General features: G+C 43.8%; 19 protein-coding genes. 13 read left to right on the forward strand and 6 right to left on the reverse strand.

Translation table 11 applies throughout. The features are described 5' to 3' along the window. Positions 1-62: 62 nt before the first annotated feature. From tpdA to ACTS60_RS23000, 4 genes are all read right to left on the reverse strand, one after another. Entirely contained in the window at positions 63-1,778 is a 1,716-nt protein-coding gene (gene tpdA / locus ACTS60_RS22985; protein WP_440890137.1) for a cyclic di-GMP phosphodiesterase TpdA, read from the reverse strand. Positions 1,779-1,996: 218 nt separating this feature from the next. Continuing rightward, positions 1,997-3,358, reverse strand: a complete 1,362-nt coding sequence (locus ACTS60_RS22990) for an L-serine ammonia-lyase (RefSeq protein ID WP_045393485.1) — start codon at positions 3,356-3,358, stop codon at positions 1,997-1,999. 97 nt (positions 3,359-3,455) lie between these two features. Further along, positions 3,456-4,709: an aromatic amino acid transport family protein gene (locus tag ACTS60_RS22995; protein WP_440890138.1), complete on the reverse strand. Its 1,254-nt coding sequence runs from the start codon at positions 4,707-4,709 to the stop codon at positions 3,456-3,458. Between the two features lie 346 nt (positions 4,710-5,055). Then, positions 5,056-5,655: a CoA pyrophosphatase gene (locus tag ACTS60_RS23000; protein ID WP_440890139.1), complete on the reverse strand. Its 600-nt coding sequence runs from the start codon at positions 5,653-5,655 to the stop codon at positions 5,056-5,058. Positions 5,656-5,779: 124 nt separating this feature from the next. Here ACTS60_RS23000 and ACTS60_RS23005 point away from each other — a divergent pair, with 124 nt between their 5' ends. Together ACTS60_RS23005 and ACTS60_RS23010 are read left to right on the forward strand one after the other, a co-directional pair. Continuing rightward, the gene (locus ACTS60_RS23005; RefSeq protein ID WP_071236237.1) at positions 5,780-6,319 is read left to right on the forward strand and encodes a heme NO-binding domain-containing protein; all 540 of its coding nucleotides are present in this window, start codon (positions 5,780-5,782) and stop codon (positions 6,317-6,319) included. Positions 6,320-6,325: 6 nt separating this feature from the next. Continuing rightward, the gene (locus tag ACTS60_RS23010) at positions 6,326-8,029 is read left to right on the forward strand and encodes an ATP-binding protein (RefSeq protein WP_440890140.1); all 1,704 of its coding nucleotides are present in this window, start codon (positions 6,326-6,328) and stop codon (positions 8,027-8,029) included. Between the two features lie 84 nt (positions 8,030-8,113). Here the strand turns inward: ACTS60_RS23010 and pabB are convergent, their stop codons facing one another. Then, positions 8,114-9,484 carry an aminodeoxychorismate synthase component I gene (pabB, locus tag ACTS60_RS23015; protein ID WP_440890161.1) on the reverse strand — a complete coding sequence of 457 codons (1,371 nt, stop codon included), beginning with the start codon at positions 9,482-9,484 and terminating at the stop codon, positions 8,114-8,116. Positions 9,485-9,784: 300 nt separating this feature from the next. On the opposite strand from pabB, the gene ACTS60_RS23020 reads away from it, so the two are divergent. From ACTS60_RS23020 to ACTS60_RS23055, 8 genes are all read left to right on the forward strand, one after another. Then, entirely contained in the window at positions 9,785-11,302 is a 1,518-nt protein-coding gene (locus ACTS60_RS23020; RefSeq protein WP_409385516.1) for a fumarate hydratase, read from the forward strand. A 175-nt stretch (positions 11,303-11,477) separates the two neighbouring features. Further along, the gene (locus tag ACTS60_RS23025; protein WP_010448784.1) at positions 11,478-11,663 is read left to right on the forward strand and encodes a hypothetical protein; all 186 of its coding nucleotides are present in this window, start codon (positions 11,478-11,480) and stop codon (positions 11,661-11,663) included. Between the two features lie 156 nt (positions 11,664-11,819). Beyond that, positions 11,820-13,196 carry a YcjX family protein gene (locus ACTS60_RS23030; protein WP_440890141.1) on the forward strand — a complete coding sequence of 459 codons (1,377 nt, stop codon included), beginning with the start codon at positions 11,820-11,822 and terminating at the stop codon, positions 13,194-13,196. Beyond that, complete coding sequence (locus ACTS60_RS23035; RefSeq protein ID WP_440890142.1) at positions 13,193-14,233, forward strand: YcjF family protein; 1,041 nt, start codon at positions 13,193-13,195, stop codon at positions 14,231-14,233. Before ACTS60_RS23030 ends, ACTS60_RS23035 begins: the two co-directional genes overlap by 4 nt. A 100-nt stretch (positions 14,234-14,333) precedes the next feature. Then, the gene (gene tyrR / locus ACTS60_RS23040) at positions 14,334-15,878 is read left to right on the forward strand and encodes a transcriptional regulator TyrR (protein WP_440890143.1); all 1,545 of its coding nucleotides are present in this window, start codon (positions 14,334-14,336) and stop codon (positions 15,876-15,878) included. A gap of 65 nt (positions 15,879-15,943) precedes the next feature. Next, positions 15,944-16,528, forward strand: coding sequence for a ribosomal protein S5-alanine N-acetyltransferase (rimJ, locus tag ACTS60_RS23045; RefSeq protein ID WP_440890144.1), 585 nt, complete (start codon positions 15,944-15,946; stop codon positions 16,526-16,528). Further along, positions 16,529-17,116: an HD domain-containing protein gene (locus tag ACTS60_RS23050; RefSeq protein WP_440890145.1), complete on the forward strand. Its 588-nt coding sequence runs from the start codon at positions 16,529-16,531 to the stop codon at positions 17,114-17,116. Between the two features lie 13 nt (positions 17,117-17,129). Next, positions 17,130-17,603 (forward strand): DUF2947 domain-containing protein, encoded by a 474-nt coding sequence (locus ACTS60_RS23055; RefSeq protein WP_440890146.1) that lies wholly within the window; start codon positions 17,130-17,132, stop codon positions 17,601-17,603. Between the two features lie 61 nt (positions 17,604-17,664). On the opposite strand, the gene ACTS60_RS23060 is transcribed toward ACTS60_RS23055, so the two are convergent. After that, positions 17,665-18,627: an integron integrase gene (locus tag ACTS60_RS23060; RefSeq protein ID WP_440890147.1), complete on the reverse strand. Its 963-nt coding sequence runs from the start codon at positions 18,625-18,627 to the stop codon at positions 17,665-17,667. A gap of 311 nt (positions 18,628-18,938) precedes the next feature. Here ACTS60_RS23060 and ACTS60_RS23065 point away from each other — a divergent pair, with 311 nt between their 5' ends. The 3 genes from ACTS60_RS23065 (at position 18,939) to ACTS60_RS23075 (ending at position 20,082) form a co-directional block, all read left to right on the forward strand. Next, positions 18,939-19,193, forward strand: a complete 255-nt coding sequence (locus ACTS60_RS23065; RefSeq protein ID WP_005526636.1) for a type II toxin-antitoxin system Phd/YefM family antitoxin — start codon at positions 18,939-18,941, stop codon at positions 19,191-19,193. Further along, positions 19,186-19,455 (forward strand): Txe/YoeB family addiction module toxin, encoded by a 270-nt coding sequence (locus tag ACTS60_RS23070; RefSeq protein WP_005464459.1) that lies wholly within the window; start codon positions 19,186-19,188, stop codon positions 19,453-19,455. The genes ACTS60_RS23065 and ACTS60_RS23070 overlap by 8 nt, the downstream gene beginning before the upstream one ends. 174 nt (positions 19,456-19,629) lie before the next feature. Continuing rightward, the gene (locus tag ACTS60_RS23075; RefSeq protein WP_440890148.1) at positions 19,630-20,082 is read left to right on the forward strand and encodes an NUDIX hydrolase; all 453 of its coding nucleotides are present in this window, start codon (positions 19,630-19,632) and stop codon (positions 20,080-20,082) included. The last annotated feature ends 251 nt before the right edge of the window (positions 20,083-20,333 follow it).

Below are 20,333 nucleotides of genomic sequence, written 5' to 3' on the forward strand. Positions count from 1 at the left end.
TATAGTGAGGGATGCGATAAAAGCGCAATTACACTAATAAGGGTTTGAATAAAAAAGCTCCGTCAACGTAAGAGTGGGTAATAGTAACCTTGATGGATATGGGCACCAAGTGTGGTGAGTTGATGAGCGCAATCGGCACTTTCTACACCCTCAACGATAACAGTACAATGATAGGTGTGGCCCATGGCGATAAGCTGGCGAAGAGTTTCTGTTTTTTTCTCATCTTGCTTTAGGTTCATGACAAACAATCTATCAATCTTTAGATAGTTTGGTGTGATATGACCAATTAGCTCAACATTGTTGTTACCAGTACCGAAATCGTCAATGCTGATTTTACACCCTAAGTCTTTCAGCTTCTTTACATTCGAGTAAATCTCTTTCGTGTAGTACATCGAAGCATTTTCTGTAATCTCTATAGTCAAGAGTGAACAATCAAGTTTACTTAGCTGACGATAGAGCTTAAGAAAGTTGCGTCCTTCAAGTAAAGATGGGCATACATTGATGCTAAGTGGCGCTATGAGCGATCTTGATGATCCGTAGATGAGTTCAATTACCAACATAGTATGACTGATCAAAAAACCATTACGAATTAGGCTTTCTATGAATCGTTGGGTGTTATTCACTTGAAATCGAGAAAGAACCTCGTAGTGAATATTCACTTTGTTGGCAGTGTTATAAATAGGTTCTAGTTTTAATTTGAAACGGCGAATGGCCCACATATAAGTCAGAAGTGAACGTAATCGCTTGTGATTGGCCAACACAATCAAAAGTAAGCTCAGTGCCAGAATACTGCTAGTAGGGCCATTAACATAATAGACTTCTTTGTAGCCACTTCCATTGACGTTATATAGAAATGACTGACCTTTTGTATCACCGATTTCCAAAGCTGGTCCCGTATTTGTACAGACCTTCATCCCTGACAAGAACATGCGTGACATGTGATTTTCTATGTTATTTGAAATGTTAATGTTTTTGACTCGCACCATTGTCGTTGCACCAGCAAGCTCGAATGTATGAGTGGTGTAACTCTCATTATTTAGCCATTTGCTTATGTCGTTTTTATCTACCGGAACAACTGCCTCAGGAGTGATAAGGCATCGAATATTATGTTGGTCAATCAACAACGCTGATTCAACCAGCCGCACATTATCAAAAAGACCTTTCAAGTGGTCTTCATTTTCAAAGCAGCTTTTAAACGCAATGTCTTGAGCTAACGATGACGCACTGTCGAAATAGTTCTGCTTCACAATGTTGCTTATCGCGTAAAAACAAATCACAAGATACAACAAGCCTGTAAAAACAAAAAAGAACAAAATGTTCAGGTAAAGCATTCGGTTTCTTAAGCAAATCTTTAAAAAAGTCCGGATACTATGAACAGTGTGTTTATCGATGCTCTCTTGCTGACGCAATCCGTCTTTTTGTGCGTGTCGACTGTGAAAGGGAACAAAATACCCCTTACGGTGAATATTTTCGATGAGTGATTGCTGCATGGAAACATGGTTCTGCGTGAGGTGTCTGAACTTCTTTCTAAGAGAGGCGATTGAGTTTTTAAATCCATTTTCAGGCAGTACCAGCTGATACTGCGTTAATAACTTCTTTTCGATATTCCTCTGACTGATCGGCGCATTTAAATTCCCAAAAGCCGCGATGGTGCTCAAAAGTAAATATTCAATTCTACTGATAGGAATAGAAGAGTGGGTGGAATTGTTGAGTTCAAGTGAAAGCTGTTTTTCGGACAAGCAAACGCAGATTTGGTTTCCTAGTTCAAACCTAATCATGTGTTAAAGCGCTCCAAGTGTTGTGTTTTGAATACGTTATCAATATTGAGATTGGACGTATGTGATTTTCTACGTGCATATCCTAAACTTCTGGATATAGTGGCTATTTTAGATTTTTTTATAAAGCTCAATCTAGAGGGAATTTTTCCTAGATGGATGTGGGAATGAAAAAAAAGCCCGAGCAATGCTCGGGCTTTTCAATTCAGAGAGAAGAGGGGTTAGCAGATAACTTTAACTGCTAGGCCACCTTGAGACGTCTCACGGTATTTCGCGTTCATGTCCTTACCTGTCTCCAGCATGGTTTCGATAACCTTATCTAGAGAAACAGTTGGAGCTGAAGAGCGACGTAGAGCCATACGAGTCGAGTTGATCGCTTTTACTGCTGCGATACCGTTACGCTCGATACAAGGAACCTGTACCTGACCTGCAACTGGGTCACACGTTAGACCTAGGTTATGCTCCATTGCGATTTCTGCCGCCATACATACTTGCTCAGGGCTACCACCCATAAGCTCAGCAAGACCTGCTGCCGCCATAGAACAAGCTACGCCAACTTCACCTTGACAGCCAACCTCTGCACCAGAGATAGACGCGTTGCGCTTGTAAAGACCACCGATTGCACCAGAAGCTGCAAAGTAACGGATGTAATCTTTTTCAGTCACAGTTTGGATGAACTTGTCGTAGTAAGCCAATACCGCAGGGATGATGCCACATGCACCGTTTGTTGGTGCTGTCACAACACGACCACCTGCAGCGTTCTCTTCGTTTACTGCGAAAGCGAACATGTTTACCCAGTCAACAACCGACATTGGATCGTTGGTTGTTTTTTCAGAAGTAAGCAGTTGCTGACGAAGTGCTGCTGCACGACGAGGTACACGTAGTGGACCAGGCAGAATACCTTCTTCGTTCATACCGCGATCCATACACTCGCGCATTGTGCGCCAGATGTTTGCGAAGTATGTACGAGTCTCTTCATCAGAGTGCAGAGAGTGTTCGTTCTTCATTACTAGTGCGCTAATAGAAAGACCGCTTTCTTTACACTGGTGAACGAGCTCTTCTGCTGTTGTGTATTCGTAAGGAACCTTGATTGGGTTCTCTACTTCTTTGCCGAAGTTCTCTTCATCAACGATGAAACCACCGCCGATAGAGTAGTAAGTCTTTGAGTATACTTTTTCGTCATCGATCCAAGCGTGGATCTGCATGCCGTTTTCATGTAGCTCAAGGTTAGTAGTATGGAAGTTCATACCACCGTCTTTTGGGAACGATACTGTGTGACAGTGCATGCCAACAGGAAGGCGTTCAGTTTCTTCTACGCGAGCGATAAAGCCCGGAATAGAGTCGATATCAACTTTCTCAGGGGAGTTGCCAGCAAGACCCATGATGATTGCGATATCCGTGTGGTGACCTTTCCCTGTCAGTGATAGTGAACCATAAACGTCAACGGTGATTTTAGTGATGTCGCGCAATTTTCCCATTGCACGGAGATCATCAATAAACTCTTTACCCGCTTTCATTGGACCTACAGTATGTGAGCTTGAAGGACCAACACCGATTTTATAGATATCAAAAACACTAATCATATCGATTACCTCAGAACAAAGCCTCCCAAGGGGAGTTGGGAGGCTTTTTATTATCGTTATATTCTTGGATTAATCACGTCTTATAAAAGAGCGGTGATTAAAGAGCGCCGTAGATTACAGAACTAATTGCTGCAAGACCACAGATTGCTGTGAAAATCTGTACAGGTGCTGAAGTTTTGTACTTCGCCATCGCAGGAACTTTCTGCATTGCGAATACAGGCATCAAGAATAGGATTGCAGCGATCATCGGTGCACCCATTGTTTCAATCATGCCTAGGATGCTTGGGTTAACGATAGCAACGATCCAAGTAGTCACAACGATGAAGATTAGTGATGCTTTTTCAATCTTGCTCTTAGGAGACTCAGAGCGAGACTTGATTAGACCAACTAGACCTTCGTGTGCGCCTAGGAAGTGACCGAAGTAGCTTGAAGTGATTGCTGCGAACGCTACTAGAGGACCCATGTAAGAGATAAGTGGAGACTCGTGAACGTTAGCCAGGTAAGACAATACTGAGATGTTTTGCTCTTGCGCAGATGCTAGTTGCTCTGGAGATAGAGAAAGTACTACAGAGAATACGAAGAACATTACAAAGCCCATAAGCATCATCGCTGCACCGCCAGTGATAGCGTCAGTTTTCTTAACTGCGTCATCACCGTATACACGACGTTGTTCTTTAGAGAACTGAGAGATGATTGGGCTGTGGTTGAATGAGAATACGATGATTGGAATTGCTAGCCAAACGATTGAAGGCATTTCGCCCCAGTTTGGAGACACTTCCATCATTGATGTATTCCAATCAGGAATTAGGTAGAAAGAAAGCGCTAGTAGGATGAATACTAGAGGGTAAACCATTGCTGATGTTGCTTTCAGCATTAGCTCTTTACCGAACACTACGCCTGCTGTCATTGCTGCAATAAGTGCACCAGACAGTAGCCAGCGAGGAATCGATTCCATACCCATTTGGTTAACGAGGAAAGAGTCAACCGTGTTTGTGATACCAACACCGTAGATAAGTACGATTGGGTAGATAGCGAAGAAGTATGCAAAAGTAATAAGGTTTGCGCCAGTCTTACCGAAGTGCTCTTCTACTGTGTCAGTGATATCCGCTTCAGGGTTTTTCGCAGAAAGTACGAAACGAGCTAGAGATTTGTGTGCGAACCAAGTCATTGGTGCCGCGATTAGAGCTAGGATAACTAATGGCCAGAAACCGCCAGCACCTGCTTTAATTGGAAGGAATAGTACACCTGCACCTACTGCTGTACCGAATAGAGACAGACACCAGGTGAAGTCTTTGTAAGTAAACTTACTAGACGATTGTGCGGTTGAAGCCGCAGAAGTAGTTGTATTCATTTTTGAGTTACTCATTTTGGGAACAGGAAATAAGTCGGGGCCAATTTTGCAAGATTTTGCACTAGGAAAATTAGATCTAAATCATGTATTGCTCGAGCTTATTGAATGATATGTCAAAAACCTGCTTTTTATCACGAAAATGGCGTGCTACACGTGATTATTGCTAATGATTGTGATTAGAAAAACTTATTTGGCGCATTAGTTGTATGAATTTATCTTTGCGCAAGCGTTTGCTTTATGAAAATTAAATTAAACTAATGTGAAGGAATGTTTGAAAAATAACCTTTTATTAATATTGATGCACATGATGATTGACATCATGTCGCGAGATTAATTGATAGAGCAATCAATTTGAAGTGATGTGTTTTTGCATCGATTCGATGATCTGTGCAGTCATGCCCCAAATGAAATGTTGTTGAAAAGGAATGGCAAATACGCGATGGCTGGTGTTTTTTAGTTTGAACTGATTGCTGAATAGCTTGCTAGGATTCAAAATGTGGTTAGCTGGCACTTCAAATACTTCGGCCACTTCATTGGGATCGATTCGCGTCGTGTATTCAGGTGAAACGAAAGCCAAAAATGGTGTGACATTAAATTGGCTAATGGTTGGTAGTGTAGGGAGCTGTCCAAACACCCTAATATGAGACGGTTCGATTCCGATCTCCTCTTCGACTTCCCTTAACGCTGTGTTTACTAGTTGGCCATCTTTAGGTTCATACTTACCACCAGGGAAACTAATTTGCCCAGGATGGTGGCGCAAATGCATCGCACGCTTAGTAAAAATAACCTGTAAGCCTTGCTCCCTTTCTACAAAGCCGATCAATACCGCCGCTTTGCGTAACTCCGCATTTTTTAAATGCGCTAAACGAACCAGAGACTCTTTATGGTATCCGGTTGGAAGCTGCAGTTGAAAGTTTTGCAAAAGCGTTGATTTGTTGATGACCAAAGTTCAATCCCTGTTTTCGGCACTCTAATGAGTAAGGCGTTGTTACCAACACATTTATTTGAAACTTATAGCGTTATACACCATTCTTTATTTTAAAGCCTCACTATAAGGTTAGTAGAAGAAGATGAAAGGGATTATTTTCACTGAGTTCATGGAGTTAGTTGAAGACAAGTTTGGTCTCGAAACATTAGATCAGGTTCTCGAACTTTCCAATGATGAAGGCATCTACACCGCAGTTGGTAGCTATGATCATCGTGATCTAGTTAAGCTGATTGTCAGTTTAAGCAAAATATCTAATATTCCTCCAGAGCAGTTGCAGGAAGTTTTTGGTGAATGTGTATTCCAAAACCTGCTCGCGTCCATACCTAACCATGCAAGCTTGCAGCAATGCCAAACAACTTTTCAGTTCGTGCGCCATGTTGAGGATTTTATTCATGTTGAAGTAAAAAAACTCTACCCAGAAGCCAGCCCGCCACAATTTGACTTTATTAGTGAAACGGAAACAGAGATGGTTTTTGACTATCGAAGTGCCCGTTGTATGGCTCATGTATGTGTCGGTTTGGTTAGAGGGTGCGCTAATTATTTTGGGCAGTCTGTTAACGTACGTCACCAGAATCAATCGGCAGATGGAAGCCAAGTTCGCTTTTGGCTAGAGGTAGTATAACAATTCATGACAGACCACTCTCCAATAGAACGAAAGCTAAAAAGAGAGATCGCCTCACGCAAAGCGGCTGAGCAGTTATTGGAACAAAAGAGTCTCGAACTCTATGAGTCTAATCAGCGACTCAGTATTGCGTTGAAGAAGCTTGAAATGAAATCAGAAAAGGATCTGCGCAAGTTTGAGTTTGAAGAGCAGATCGATGCGACTCTTATTAAGTTCGGACGTTCATTCTTATCGAGTGTTTTTGACGAAACGCTTGTAGCTAGTTTTCTAGAGCAACTGACTGCGAGCTCAGTAGTTAGGGGCGCTTTTTTGATTTTGGACGATGTGCATTTTTCATCTCTCAAACGACATCAATTTGGGCATTTGACTTTATTGGCCAATACGGTGAAACCGACACACCCTGTGTGGAATGGAGAGTTCCTCAATTTACCGATTACTCTGCATAACCAGGTCATTGGTGAACTTGTTTTTGATATCGCTTTGGAACATATGGATAAAGCGTTTATCAGTAAACAGATGGCTTTGGTGTCTGATCTTGTGCATGGTGTCATCAGTCGTCACCTTAGCATGGAGCGAGAGATTGCATCTCGTAAACGAGCAGAAGAGTCCGAACGTGCGACGAAAGAGTTTGTCGCGATGATCAACCATGAACTAAGGACACCACTCAATGGCGTATTAGGAAGCGCCGAATTGCTAGGTCGAACTGAATTAGGATCGGAACAGCATCAATACCTCACGAACTTAATGCAATCTGGTGAACTGTTGCGGGTCATCATTAATGACCTGCTTGATTTTAGCAAAATGAATGCCGGGATGATGGAAATCATCTGTAAAGATTTTGCATGGCCAGAACTGGAAAGTTCGTTAATGGGGGTCTTTGCGGCAAAAGCGGCGGAAAAACGCATTCATTTCTCAATCGATAAGAAGATAGGTATACCAAATTACTTGAATGGCGATGCAGAAAGGATAACGCAGATATTGGTGAATTTGGTCGGAAATGCGATCAAATTTACCAAATTGGGTGGAGTCGTCTTGCGGGTTGAATGGAATGATGGGCGTCTTTGCTTTACGGTTGAAGACACCGGTATTGGGATCCCCCTAGAGGCACAGGAGACTTTATTCGATCCGTTTGTTCAGGTCGATCGCTCAAGTAAGCGAAATTTTGAAGGCTCTGGTCTCGGTCTAGCGATCAGTAAGAATCTTGTTGATTTGATGCACGGTGAAATCAGCTTTGTTAGTCAAGAAAAGCAGGGCACGACATTCAATGTTTCTATTCCCCTAACGGTAGGGAAAGAACAAGAACTCATGTCAGCAGGTCAGGTGAGTGCTAAGAAGGGCATTCAGCTTGCAAACCGTCGTGTTCTCGTGGTTGATGATATCCGCATGAATCAAGTCATTGTGACGCAGATGCTTAAAAAGTTAGATGTGGTTCCTGATTTGCGAAATAACGGAATGGAAGCACTGACAGCAGCAGATGAAAATGATTATGAACTGATCTTTATGGATTGCAGAATGCCCGAAATGGATGGCTATGAAGCAACAACGTTCTTAAGACAGCGCGGTTATACTAAGCCAATCATTGCGCTTACTGCTGGTACAACATTAGAAGAGCGGCAAAAATGTATCGAATCCGGTATGAATGACATTCTCACTAAGCCGTACACCGCTGCTGATATTGAACAGATTATGTGTAAGTGGTTAGAAGAATGACGCGTCACGAATCATTGTTACAAGTAAAAACGGCTCTGTCATAACAACAGAGCCGTTTTTCTTAGAACTTTGTAGTGTTTAAAGTTACTTAAGTGCAGGTAAGATCTTCGATAGTTTATCCAGAGTCTCTTGATATTCAGCAGCACAATCACTGTCTGCAACCACACCACCGCCTGCCCAGGCATAGAGCTTGTTGTTTTCAGCCACTAGTGTGCGAATGGTAATACTGGTGTCCATTCGACCATGTCGTGATATGTATCCGATGCTGCCGCAGTAAGCACTACGACGATGGGGTTCAAGCTCCTCGATGATTTGCATCGCACGGACTTTTGGTGCACCAGTAATTGACCCTCCAGGAAAGCAAGCACGAAGCAAGTCTGCAGCGTTGTACTGCGTATCTAAATCCGCACGAATGGTACTCACTAAGTGGTGAACGGCAGGGAAGCTCTCGATATCAAACAGCTTAGGCACGTGAACACTACCAGGGGCCGCAACTCGGCCAATGTCGTTACGCAGCAAATCGACTATCATCAAGTTCTCTGCCTGATCTTTCTCCGCGGTTTGTAGCTCATGAGCGTTAGCTTGATCTTGAGTGGCATCAAGACTACGTGGTCGAGTTCCTTTAATTGGCTTTGTCTCGATGACGTTATTTTTCAGCTCGAGAAAGCGTTCCGGAGAAATGCTCAATAGCACGGATTCTGGCATTCGGATGAACGCAGAGAAGGGTGCCTGGTTTGCAGTTTCTAGTTTGTTATACGCATGCCACTCACTACCTTGATAAGGTGCATTGAAGCGCTGTGCTAAGTTGATCTGATAGCAATCCCCACTTAATAGATATTCTTGAACGCTATCAAAGCGAGTTGCGTAAGAGTTTGGCGTCATGTTGGATTGCCAATCACCAACAAGCGAGAAATTTTCTCTTTCAGCTGGAGATTGTTCATTTAGCCATTGCCATGCTTGCTCAATATCTTGCCCTACTAACCACGCTGTCTCTAACTTGTGGTCTACCACCACCGCCCATTCATACAGACCAACGGCCATATCGGGTGTGTTTAGATCTTTGGTTGCTAGCTCGGGTATGGATTCGATTCGACGGCCTAAATCATAACTGAAATAGCCTAGTGCACCACCAACGAACGGTAAGTCCCAGTTACTGTCGAGCTCTAGGTTTGGCAAAAGCTGTTGTTGAAGTTCGTCAAGCAGTAAGAAAGGGTCATCTTTAGAGACATAGTCTTGCGCCGCGGTCTTGATACGCGTTTCGCCGCCAATGGTCTCTAACGTTGCAATTGGCTTGGCAACCAATACATCAAATCGGCTGTCGATATGCGTTTCAGAAGCGGAGCGTAAAAGCATCGCCCATGGTTGATGTTCAATACGAGAAAATAGTGAAATAGCGAGGTCGTTGGCGTAATCCAATGCCTTAAAATCAAGCAATTGCGTATCCATGTTGTTCATTTGTTTAAATTGTGACAAAGAGTTCGTTCACTGCATGGCATGTCATGGGCAGCAAGAGTATCATAAACGCCTGTATAGCCAAACTACCTCTATACAAAGGCTTGGAGGTGGTTTTACTATATGAGAAGGCGACTTCAATTACTCGTGTGTCGATATCAGCCATTCGACAATTGTTTATAAAACATGGTTTAAAAATAAACGTTTATAAAAACAAAGCTCATTTAAGAGCAATAAGCTCAACAAACACGATAGAAGCCAAGCCAATAATGGAAGCAAAGCATAACAATAATGAGGCATGCAATGACGGTAATACGCACGCAGGATGTCATCAGCAGTGTTGCTGATGCGCTACAGTATATTTCTTACTACCACCCGCTAGACTTTGTTCAGGCCCTTGAAAAAGCCTACCACCGCGAGGAGAGCCAAGCGGCAAAAGACGCTATCGCTCAGATCTTAATTAACTCCCGTATGTCGGCAGAAGGTCATCGACCGATTTGTCAGGATACTGGCATCGTAACTTGTTTCGTGAACATCGGTATGGGTGTTCAATGGGATTCGACGGACATGACGGTTCAGCAGATGGTGGATGAGGGCGTTCGACAGGCTTACACAAATCCGGACAACCCATTGCGTGCCTCGGTTCTAATGGACCCTGCCGGCAAGCGAATCAATACTAAAGACAACACGCCAGCGGTCGTACACATCAATATGGTGCCAGGCGATAAAGTTGAAATTCAAATTGCAGCGAAAGGCGGCGGCTCTGAAAACAAAACCAAGATGGTGATGCTAAACCCGTCTGACGACATTGCTGAATGGGTAGAGAAAACACTACCGGCAATGGGTGCAGGTTGGTGTCCACCGGGCATGCTTGGTATTGGTATTGGTGGTACCGCTGAAAAAGCTGCGGTATTGGCAAAAGAATCTCTGATGGAGCACATCGACATTCAGGAACTGATTGATCGTGGTCCTCAAAATGCTGAAGAAGAGCTTCGTCTTGATATCTTCAACCGTGTAAACAAGCTTGGAATTGGCGCGCAAGGCCTAGGTGGTCTAACAACGGTTGTCGACGTGAAAATCAAAACTGCACCAACGCATGCAGCTTCTAAACCGGTGTGCTTAATCCCGAACTGCGCAGCGACTCGTCACGTGCATTTCACGCTAGATGGCAACGGTCCTGCTGAGCTAACTCCACCGAAGCTAGAAGATTGGCCAGATATCACTTGGGAAGCGGGCGAGAACACACGTCGCGTGAACTTAGATACCGTGACCAAAGAAGAAGTTCAAGAGTGGAAAACCGGTGAAACGGTTCTGTTGTCGGGCAAAATTCTTACTGGTCGTGATGCCGCGCATAAACGCATTCAAGGCATGCTAGAAGCGGGTGAGGGTCTACCTGAAGGTGTCGATCTAAAAGGTAAGTTCATCTATTACGTTGGCCCAGTTGATGCGGTTGGTAACGAAGTTGTGGGTCCTGCAGGCCCTACCACATCAACCCGTATGGATAAGTTCACGGACATGATGTTAGAAGAAACCGGCATCATGGGCATGATCGGTAAAGCTGAGCGTGGCCCTGCAACGGTTGAATCGATCAAAAACCACAAAGCGGTTTACCTCATGGCAGTCGGCGGTGCGGCTTACCTAGTAGCGAAAGCGATCAAGAAAGCACGCGTGGTTGCGTTTGAGGATCTTGGTATGGAAGCGATTTACGAGTTTGAAGTCGAAGACATGCCAGTGACGGTCGCAGTGGATTCAAATGGCGCGAACGCTCACCAAATTGGTCCGGATACTTGGAAAGTGAAAATCCAAGAGATGGAAGCGTAATTGCTGTGGGCACTCATCACGAGTCTCACTTAAGAGAATGTGACAAAATGCTGATTTAACTAGCAAACATTTGACAAAAGTGCAGCGAAACCTGCACTTTTTGTCTATATAATCAGATATAAACTTATAGGCATAGCAAATTACGTTGTTGTGCAGACTATGATTAGGAGAAAGCATGCCTCGTTTTATACAAATTCTACAAATCATTCTTGCAGTAGTGGTAGGCGGCTTTGTTGGCTACGACTTGATTCTTCATGGCATCAGTATCTTTGATGAAAAATACGTCACTATCACTTGCGTATTGTGGTTAATGCTGGAAATCGCTTTGTTTGTTATCTACAAATTGATTGAAGATGATTAGAATTTCCAACCGCAGTTAGAATCTCCAAGCCTCTGAAATTCTCAGAGGCTTTTGCGTTTTTAGGGATCATATATTGCAGTGAATACTTTGTTCATATTTGATTAAGGTTGGTAAAATTACACTGCGTAGCAAGAATTGATGAGATAGATAAAAAGTATGAAAAGAATAACGCAAGAAGTGAATGACTTTATCAATCGTGGTATGGACGCAAACGTCCGCATCGCCGTAACGGGGCTATCGCGTGCCGGTAAGACGGCTTTTATTACTTCTCTGGTTAATCAATTATTGCATACCGCCACTCACGATAATTTGCCGCTACTTAATGCCGCCCGTGACAAACGCTTAATTGGTGCGAAACGTGAGCCGCAAACTAACATGATGGTGCCACGTTTTGCCTACGACGATGCGATGAGCCAAATTCATGCTATGCCACCTCAGTGGCCAGTGCCTACGCGCGATGTCAGTGAAATCCGCTTAGCGCTAAAATACAAGCCAAACAAAACCACCAAAAAGCTGTTGAGTAAAACTGCCGTACTGAACGTCGATATCATCGACTATCCGGGCGAATGGCTATTGGACTTACCTTTACTTGATATGAACTTTGCGACTTGGTCTCAGACTCAGTTTGAGGCCTTGAAAGGGCAGCGCAGTGAACTTGCCGCTAGTTGGTTGACTGAACTTGAAGCGTTAGATTTGAATGCAGATCTGAATGAAAAGCAGCTTGAGAAAGTCGCAAAAACTTACACCGACTATTTGCATGCATGCAAAGAAAGCGGCTTACATTGGGTTCAACCTGGTCGTTTCGTTCTGCCTGGTGAGCTTGAAGGTGCGCCAGTATTACAGTTCTTCCCATGTCGATTGGATACAGAGGCGAAAGCCAAAAAAGGTAGCAACTTAGCGATGCTTGAGGCGCGCTACCACGAGTATCAACAAAAGGTGGTCAAGGCGTTCTACAAGCATCACTTTGCAACGTTTGATCGCCAGATTGTGCTGGTGGATTGCTTACAACCGTTAAACGCAGGAGATGAAGCATTTTACGATATGCGCCAAGCGCTTGAGCAGATCATGCACAGCTTCCGTTATGGTCGTAGCAGCTTCTTGCGCCGTTTGTTTTCGCCAAAAATCGACAAAGTACTGTTTGCCGCGACGAAAGCGGACCACGTGACGCCGGATCAGCATCCTCACTTGGTCTCACTGCTGCAACAGATGGTGCATCCTGCATGGCAAACCGCTTCGTATGAGAACATTGAAATGAGCTGCATGAGTATTGCATCGATTCAGGCCACTACGTCGGGCTTTATTGCTTCTGGTGATAAAACGGTACCGGCCCTAAAAGGGATAACGCTTGAAGGTGAGTCGTTGACAATGTTCCCGGGCGAAGTGCCAAAAAAACTGCCAAATGCCGCTTATTGGCAAAACAGCGGCTTCGATTTTACTTCTTTCCGACCGATGCCTTTAGACACGGATGAACCAATGAAGCACATCCGCCTCGATAAAGCATTAGAGTTCCTATTGGGAGACAAATTGAAATGAGCGAACTAAAACAAAAACAAGTCTTCTCAGAAAAAGTCATACACAGCGATGAAGAGGGCGCCTCACCAGAACTGACCGCCCAGAAGACGTTTTCGGAAACAGAAACTTTTGTACCGGTTGCTATTGAAGAGCAGCAAGAAGAAACCGAACAAGAGTTACAACTCGAACAGGTTATTCGCCCTAAAACCGGGCGTAGATGGCTGACAACTGGTCTGTTTGCTGCCTTTGCAGGTCTAGTCGGTTGGCAAGCAGTCGATTCAGTTGTCACCGCGGTTCAAACCGCGGATTGGCTTGCTCTGGGGTGGGCAGGCTTTATCACAACTATTGCGTCCTTTGGCTTAGGCGCGTTAGGTAAAGAGCTATGGAAGCTGCGCAAACTTCGCAACCATTTTAGTGTGCAAGAAGAGAGTGAAGCGCTTATCGATAGCCAAAGTGTTGGCAAAGGTAAGGCGTTTTGTGAAAAGGTTGCAGAACAAAGTGGGGTTCTGGCAGAAAATCCAGGTTTTGATCGTTGGCAGAACAGTGTGAACCCTGCTCACAGCGATGCTGAAATTCTAGAGATGTACGACTCCATGGTCGTTAGCCAGCAAGACAAACTCGCAACCAAAATTGTTTCTCAGCACGCAACTGAGTCTGCGGCTTTAGTGGCGGTGAGTCCATTGGCTGCTGCTGATATGCTGCTGGTGGCGTGGCGCAATTTCAAAATGATCGACAACCTTTCTAAGGTGTATGGCGTTGAGCTTGGCTACGCTTCCCGCATCAAACTACTCCGAGCGGTGTTTGTGAACATGGCAGCGGCAGGTGCTAGTGAGTTGGCTATTGATGCTGGCATGGATTTAATGTCTATGGATCTTGCAGGGAAAATTTCTGCACGTGCGGGGCAGGGGCTTGGAGTGGGGATTTTGACTGCTCGCCTAGGTTTGAAATCCATGGCTCTTCTTCGACCTTTGCCTTGGTACCCAGAGCATCAGGTTAAATTAGGCGCTATTCGTAAGGAAGTGGTGGCGAAAGTAGCATCAATCACGGTTAAACCGTAAGCAATGTCACCTTTAGCGTAGAGGATTGCTTGACGCCATACCACGCATAGGAGAAACTACTGTCAACTTTTCCTGACAGTTGTGAATTGGGATTTTTTCAGTGCGTCTTGAAGTCTTATGTGAAGATAGACTCGGTCTTACCCGAGAACTGCTCGATATTTTAGCGTCTAAAAGCATCGATTTACGTGGTATCGAAATCGATATCAGTGGCATTATCTACCTAAACTGCCCAGATATCGATTTTGATACATTTAGCGAGTTGATGGCTGAAATTCGCCGTATTTCCGGCGTTAAAGACGTTAGAAAAATCCAATTTATGCCAATGGAACGTCATAATACAGAACTGCTATCGTTGGTGGATAATCTTCCTGATCCTGTGTTTGCGATTGACCTGAAAGGTGCGATTGATATGGCAAACATGGCGGCACTATCCCTACTTGGCCAGCATAAACAAGATGTTATTGGCACGCAGATTGGTACTTTGTTACCTAGCGTGCGCTTTTCTCGTTGGTCTGAAGGAGTGAACGCACGTACTCGTGAAAGTTTAGTGATTGATGGGTTAGATTACATTCTTGAGCTAATGCCTGTTTACATTAAAGATGAAGCGCAGAATTCGACATTAGCCAGTACGCTAATGACGATTCGCTCGAGCCAACAAGGCTCACAGGTTGAAGAGACATTACCTTTACACAATCAATTGGGGTTTGAGCACTTTGTCGGTTTGTCTAACCGCCACAGAGCATTGATGAACCAAGCGAAAAAGCTCTCTGTTCTTGATCAACCTTTATTGATTGAAGGTGAAACTGGCACTGGTAAAGAGATGCTGGCGAAAGCGTGCCATACTCGCTCAGGTCGTGCGAGCAAACCGTTCTTAGTGCTAAGTTGTGCATCAATGCCTGATGATGTGGCTGAAACCGAACTGTTTGGCCACGCTCCAGGTTCGTTTAATCACGAGCAAGGCCATAAGGGCATCTTTGAACAGGCAAACGGCGGTACGGTTTTCCTCGATGAAATTGGCGAAATGAGTTCGCATCTGCAAATCAAGCTATTGCGCTTTTTGCAAGATGGTAACTTCCGACGCGTGGGGGCTGAAGATGAAATGCACGTTGACGTACGCATCATCGCTTCGACTAAACATAACTTGGCCGAGCTTGCTGAAGCAGGTAAGTTCCGTGAAGATTTGTATTATCGCCTCAACGTGCTGACATTGAACATTCCACCTTTACGTAAGCGTTCTAACGATGTCGCACCACTGCTGGATTTGTTTGTTACTAAACATGCTCAGCAACTTGGTCTCGACAAACCAGAACTTGATGACGAATTGGTTGACGCGCTAGCGAATTATCAATGGCCAGGTAACATGCGCCAGTTGGATAACATGGTATTACGTGCTCTTACTGAGATGGATGGGCATATCCTCAAAGCAGAGAACTTCAATCTACCGCAGCCACAAGCGATGGGTGGAGGTAGTGCTACATTGAACCTCGATGGTTCATTGGACGAGATCATGCGTGATTACGAGTCTCAAATTTTAGAGCGTTTATATCAATCATTCCCATCAAGCCGTAAGCTTGCCAAGCGATTGAATGTCTCTCATACCTCTATCGCCAATAAATTGCGTGATTATGGTATTCGTAAAAGCTAGGGTATGCGAAAAATCCGAGCGATCCGCAAAATTAACCCAAAATAAAATGGAAGTTGTCACTCATAATGGAAGATAAAAGTTCCTCAATCGCCGTTCACAAGTTGGACGGCGACTTGCTTCTACGTACAGCAGAAATTGGTGACGCTGATATGATTGCGGCGTATTTTCAAGCTAATCGCGACTATCTCAAGCCTTTTGAACCTAAACGCGAAGAAGCCTTTTACACTGTTAACGGGTGGCTTCAAAAGTTGATTAAGCTGAATGAACTACATCGGCTAGGGCTTGGGTATTACTGTCTGCTAGTTCATGCTGAATCTGGTAAAATGCTAGGTACGCTCTCTTTCAGTAACCTAACCCGCTTTCCTTTTTATTCTTGTAATGTGGGATACTCGCTTGCGCAAGACGCACAAGGAAGAGGTTATATGCGCCGCGCGCTTAAAATGGCCTGTGATTACATGTTTGAAGTGCAAAAACTCCATCGGATCCAAGCTGGTTATATGCCACATAACAAGCGCAGCGAAGCGGTGTTGCAGCATGTTGGCTTTGAGAGAGAAGGGTACGCAAAGGACTATTTGTTGATCAATGCTGAATGGCAAGATCACGTACTGACATCGTTGACTAACCCTAACTGGAAAGCTGAGGCTCAATAAATGGAAAGACTGGAAAAGCAATTAGCACTCGTCATTGAGCTAGACCAACTGAAGAACGTACTTCGTCGCACCCGCGTAAAAAGCGCTGGAGGGCGTTTAGAAAACAGCGGTGAGCATAGCTGGCATGTCTCTTTGATGGCGATTTTGTTGCAAGAACATGCAAATGCACCAGTCGATATTGCTCGAGTAATGAAAATGCTGCTTATCCATGATGTTGTAGAGATCGACGCGGGTGACACCTTTGTTTATGATGTAGCAGCTTCGAAAGAGCAAGAACAGAAAGAGTTGAAAGCTGCAGAGCGTCTGTTTGGCATGTTACCAAGAGAACAAGGCGATGAGCTTTTCACTTTGTGGAAAGAATTTGAAGCAGCACAAAGTGATGATGCGAAATACGCTAAAGCATTAGACCGTCTTATCCCAATGCTACTTAACTATCACAACGATGGTCAAAGCTGGAAAGAAAATAGGGTGACGCGCGAGCAAGCGTTAACCATTAACCAAAGAATTGAATTTGGCTCTGTCACGTTATGGGATAAAGCTAAAGAACTGATTGAAGAAGCCACCGAGAAAGGTTGGCTGAAGTCGTAAGAAAGGAGACTGAATGTCTTATTTGCCTTTGGACGAATACCAAAGAAAATGGATTTTTACTCACCAGTCAATGCCCGTGCCACAAGAAGACCTCGAGTTTATTAAGCCGATGAGTCAAGCTCGCGCCTCGCAATTCTGGAAAGAGAATATTAGTGCACAAAGTCCAGATATGGATCGTTTAAGCTCTTCAGACTGGCCGATGAAAGAGTCAAACTGGTCGGAAGAAGTCGATTGGATGGCAGCTTGGGAAGCGGATGAATCTGAGTTGCCTGAAGAAGTCGCAGCGTTCATCGATTGGCAAGATGATGTAACCGTATACTTCTGTTATGAGAAGTACAATGTCATCGAAACGAAATGGTCAACATTCAAAAAGTATTGGAAGAACTTTTTGTTCTACGATGATGGCCCTATCTTAATCGGTCGCCGTCGTGCTCAAGCTCTCTGGTTTGATTCAGAGGGCAATGTCAAACTGGGTGAACGACACTAAAGCGCTAGCAAAGCTAAAGCCACCAAAAGTTATTTTAAATAACTCGGTGGCTTTTGTTTTTCTATAGATTAGATAATGGACTCAATACTCCTCCTGCACCACGTTCGATTACGTGTGTGTAAATCTGAGTCGTTTTTACATCACTATGCCCAAGTTGTTCTTGGACCGTTCGAATATCTGCTCCGGACTCCAAGAGGTGAGTAGCAAAGCTATGTCTTAAGGTATGACAGCTTACGCGCTTCTCTATACCAGCATCATTCGCTGCCCTTTTTACCGCCCTTTGAATTGCTGACTCATTCGTATGGTGACGGCGTAACAAGTTGTTGTTAGGATCGCTAGAAAGACGTGCAGAAGGAAATAGATAGTGCCAATTAAAATCCATCTCTGCATTTGGGTATTTACGTTGCAAGCTATCTGATATGTATACACCAATATATCCGGCAACATGCTTATCCTTGTAGTAATAATCTCTAGCTCGCGCTATTTGCGCTCTGATTGGTTCATGAAGCTCTTTAGCGAGAGTTACTGTTCTATTCTTTCCGCCTTTTCCTTGCCATATTCTAATCGCTCCGTAATCAAAATCGATATCTTGGATTCGGAGACGTACGCACTCCATAATCCGTAAGCCTGAGCCATATAGAAGCTGTATTTGAAGTTTATACTTAGGGTCTATATGTTGAACAAATCTACGTACTTCGTCACGAGTCAGGACAACGGGCAACTTTCTGTCGGATAAGGATTTTTGAAAGCGCATGTCAAGTGATAACGGCGTATGAAAATACTCTCGGTACAAGAAAGAAATGGCATTAAGTGCTAGCGCTTGTGTTTTGACCGAGACTTTCTTTTCTACGGCTAAATTTGATAGAAACTGCTCAACATCTGGTTCAGATAACGTAGATGGGTGAGCCCCTTTGTGGTGGATAACAAAGCGCTGGATCCAGAAAATATAACTTTCGATTGTTTTTTGAGCATAATGCCTAGAGGTCATATGCTCTTTTACACTAATTAGGAACTGACTTTTCATTATTGATTGGAGCTGGTTGTTTATACAGTTATATAAACTTAGCCTCTATCTCATAATTAGGCTTCAATCATCCATCTAATTGCGTGGCGGGGCACACAGATTCATCCATATTTTCTATTTGTTTCATGACGATAAGTGCTAGCATGCATAGATTCTTTTAGAGTGAAAGAAGGCGGTAGTGTGTCTAAAAGACGGTAAAAAGCCGTATAGAAAGCGTTAGTTGCCTTATTAATGTCTCATGTTCAATTTACTGTACAAGTAGAGCGATGAAGACTATACTTGTCCCATTAAATGTACATGTAGAGGTTCTTATGAGAATTGTATCTTTTACTGAAGCTAGAAATGGTCTTAAAGCTGTTTTAGACGGTGTAGTTAACGACGCAGACACAACAGTCATTACACGTCGTGACTCTGAGGATGCTGTGGTTATGTCTTTAGATTACTACAATAGCCTTATGGAAACAGTTCACTTACTACGCTCTCCTCAAAACGCTGAACACCTAAACCGTTCGATAGCACAGTACCGTGCTGGTAAAACAACAGCACGAGAGTTAATTGATGAGTAGTAGTCAACGTTTATTATCGTGGACTGATGATGCTTGGGATGACTACCTGTATTGGCAAACTCAAGACAAGAAAACACTCAAGCGCATCAATAAACTCATCAATGATGTTAAGCGCTCCCCATTTGAGGGCATCGGTAAACCAGAGCCGTTAAAAGAGAACTTATCTGGTTTTTGGTCTCGCCGTATTGATGATACTAATAGGCTTGTTTACGCAGTCGATGATCAAGCAATAACGATAATTTCATGTCGTTACCACTACTAAATTAGGTTCAGCGTTCTGGCATCTAACAAACAATTTAAGAGTGATTCCCAACGCTTGGCATTTTTCATTCCATCGTTGGGTTTTGTGTTTAAGGTGTAATGGTTTCGTTTCGTGGTAGCGTTGCTCACACCTTAATTGGGCGTTAGCCGACTATCGTAGTTTCTAGGTATAAAAATGATTCCAATAAATAATTCAATTGTTTCCGGTGTGGCATTGTCGGAAATTGATGGTGAAACAAAGATGCTTCTAATGAAGCGAGTGAAAGGTGGTTTTTGGTGCCATGTCGCAGGTTCAATGGAAGAAGGTGAATTGCCTTGGCAAACCATCGTCCGAGAGTTTCAGGAAGAAACCCAGATTGAAGTGACAGAACTGTACAATGGTCAATTCTTAGAACAGTTTTACGAGTCTTATTCGAACGTTATTGAAGTCATCCCAGTCTTCGTCGTTAAGTGCCAAGCGAATCAAGAAGTCGTTCTTAATCACGAACACACAGACTTTAAATGGTGCACTTTAGAAAAAGCGCTAGAATTGTCGCCTTTTCCAACACAACATGCAGCATTCAAGCACGTTTGGGAGTATTTTGTAGACAAGCCAATTAATGAGCTATGTCGTATAAAACTCGGCTAACAATCTGTTTAAGAGTGATTCGCAACGCTTGGCATTTTTGCTATGCGTTGCGTTTTGTGTTTAAGGTGGAATGCAGCGGCTTCGGCGTTGCGTTGCTCACACCTTAACAGGGCGTTATGAGTAAGGAGAGTTTGTGACACAATTTACTAAAGTTAATCCAGATGTTGAGCCTGCTTCAGACAAGCTATATCGGTTAGCTGAGGCTGCTGTGAGTATTGTTCCTACAGGGCAGACAGTACTCCATTCATTAA

Source organism: Vibrio sp. WZ-1 (genome assembly GCF_052037695.1).
Lineage (GTDB): Bacteria > Pseudomonadota > Gammaproteobacteria > Enterobacterales > Vibrionaceae > Vibrio.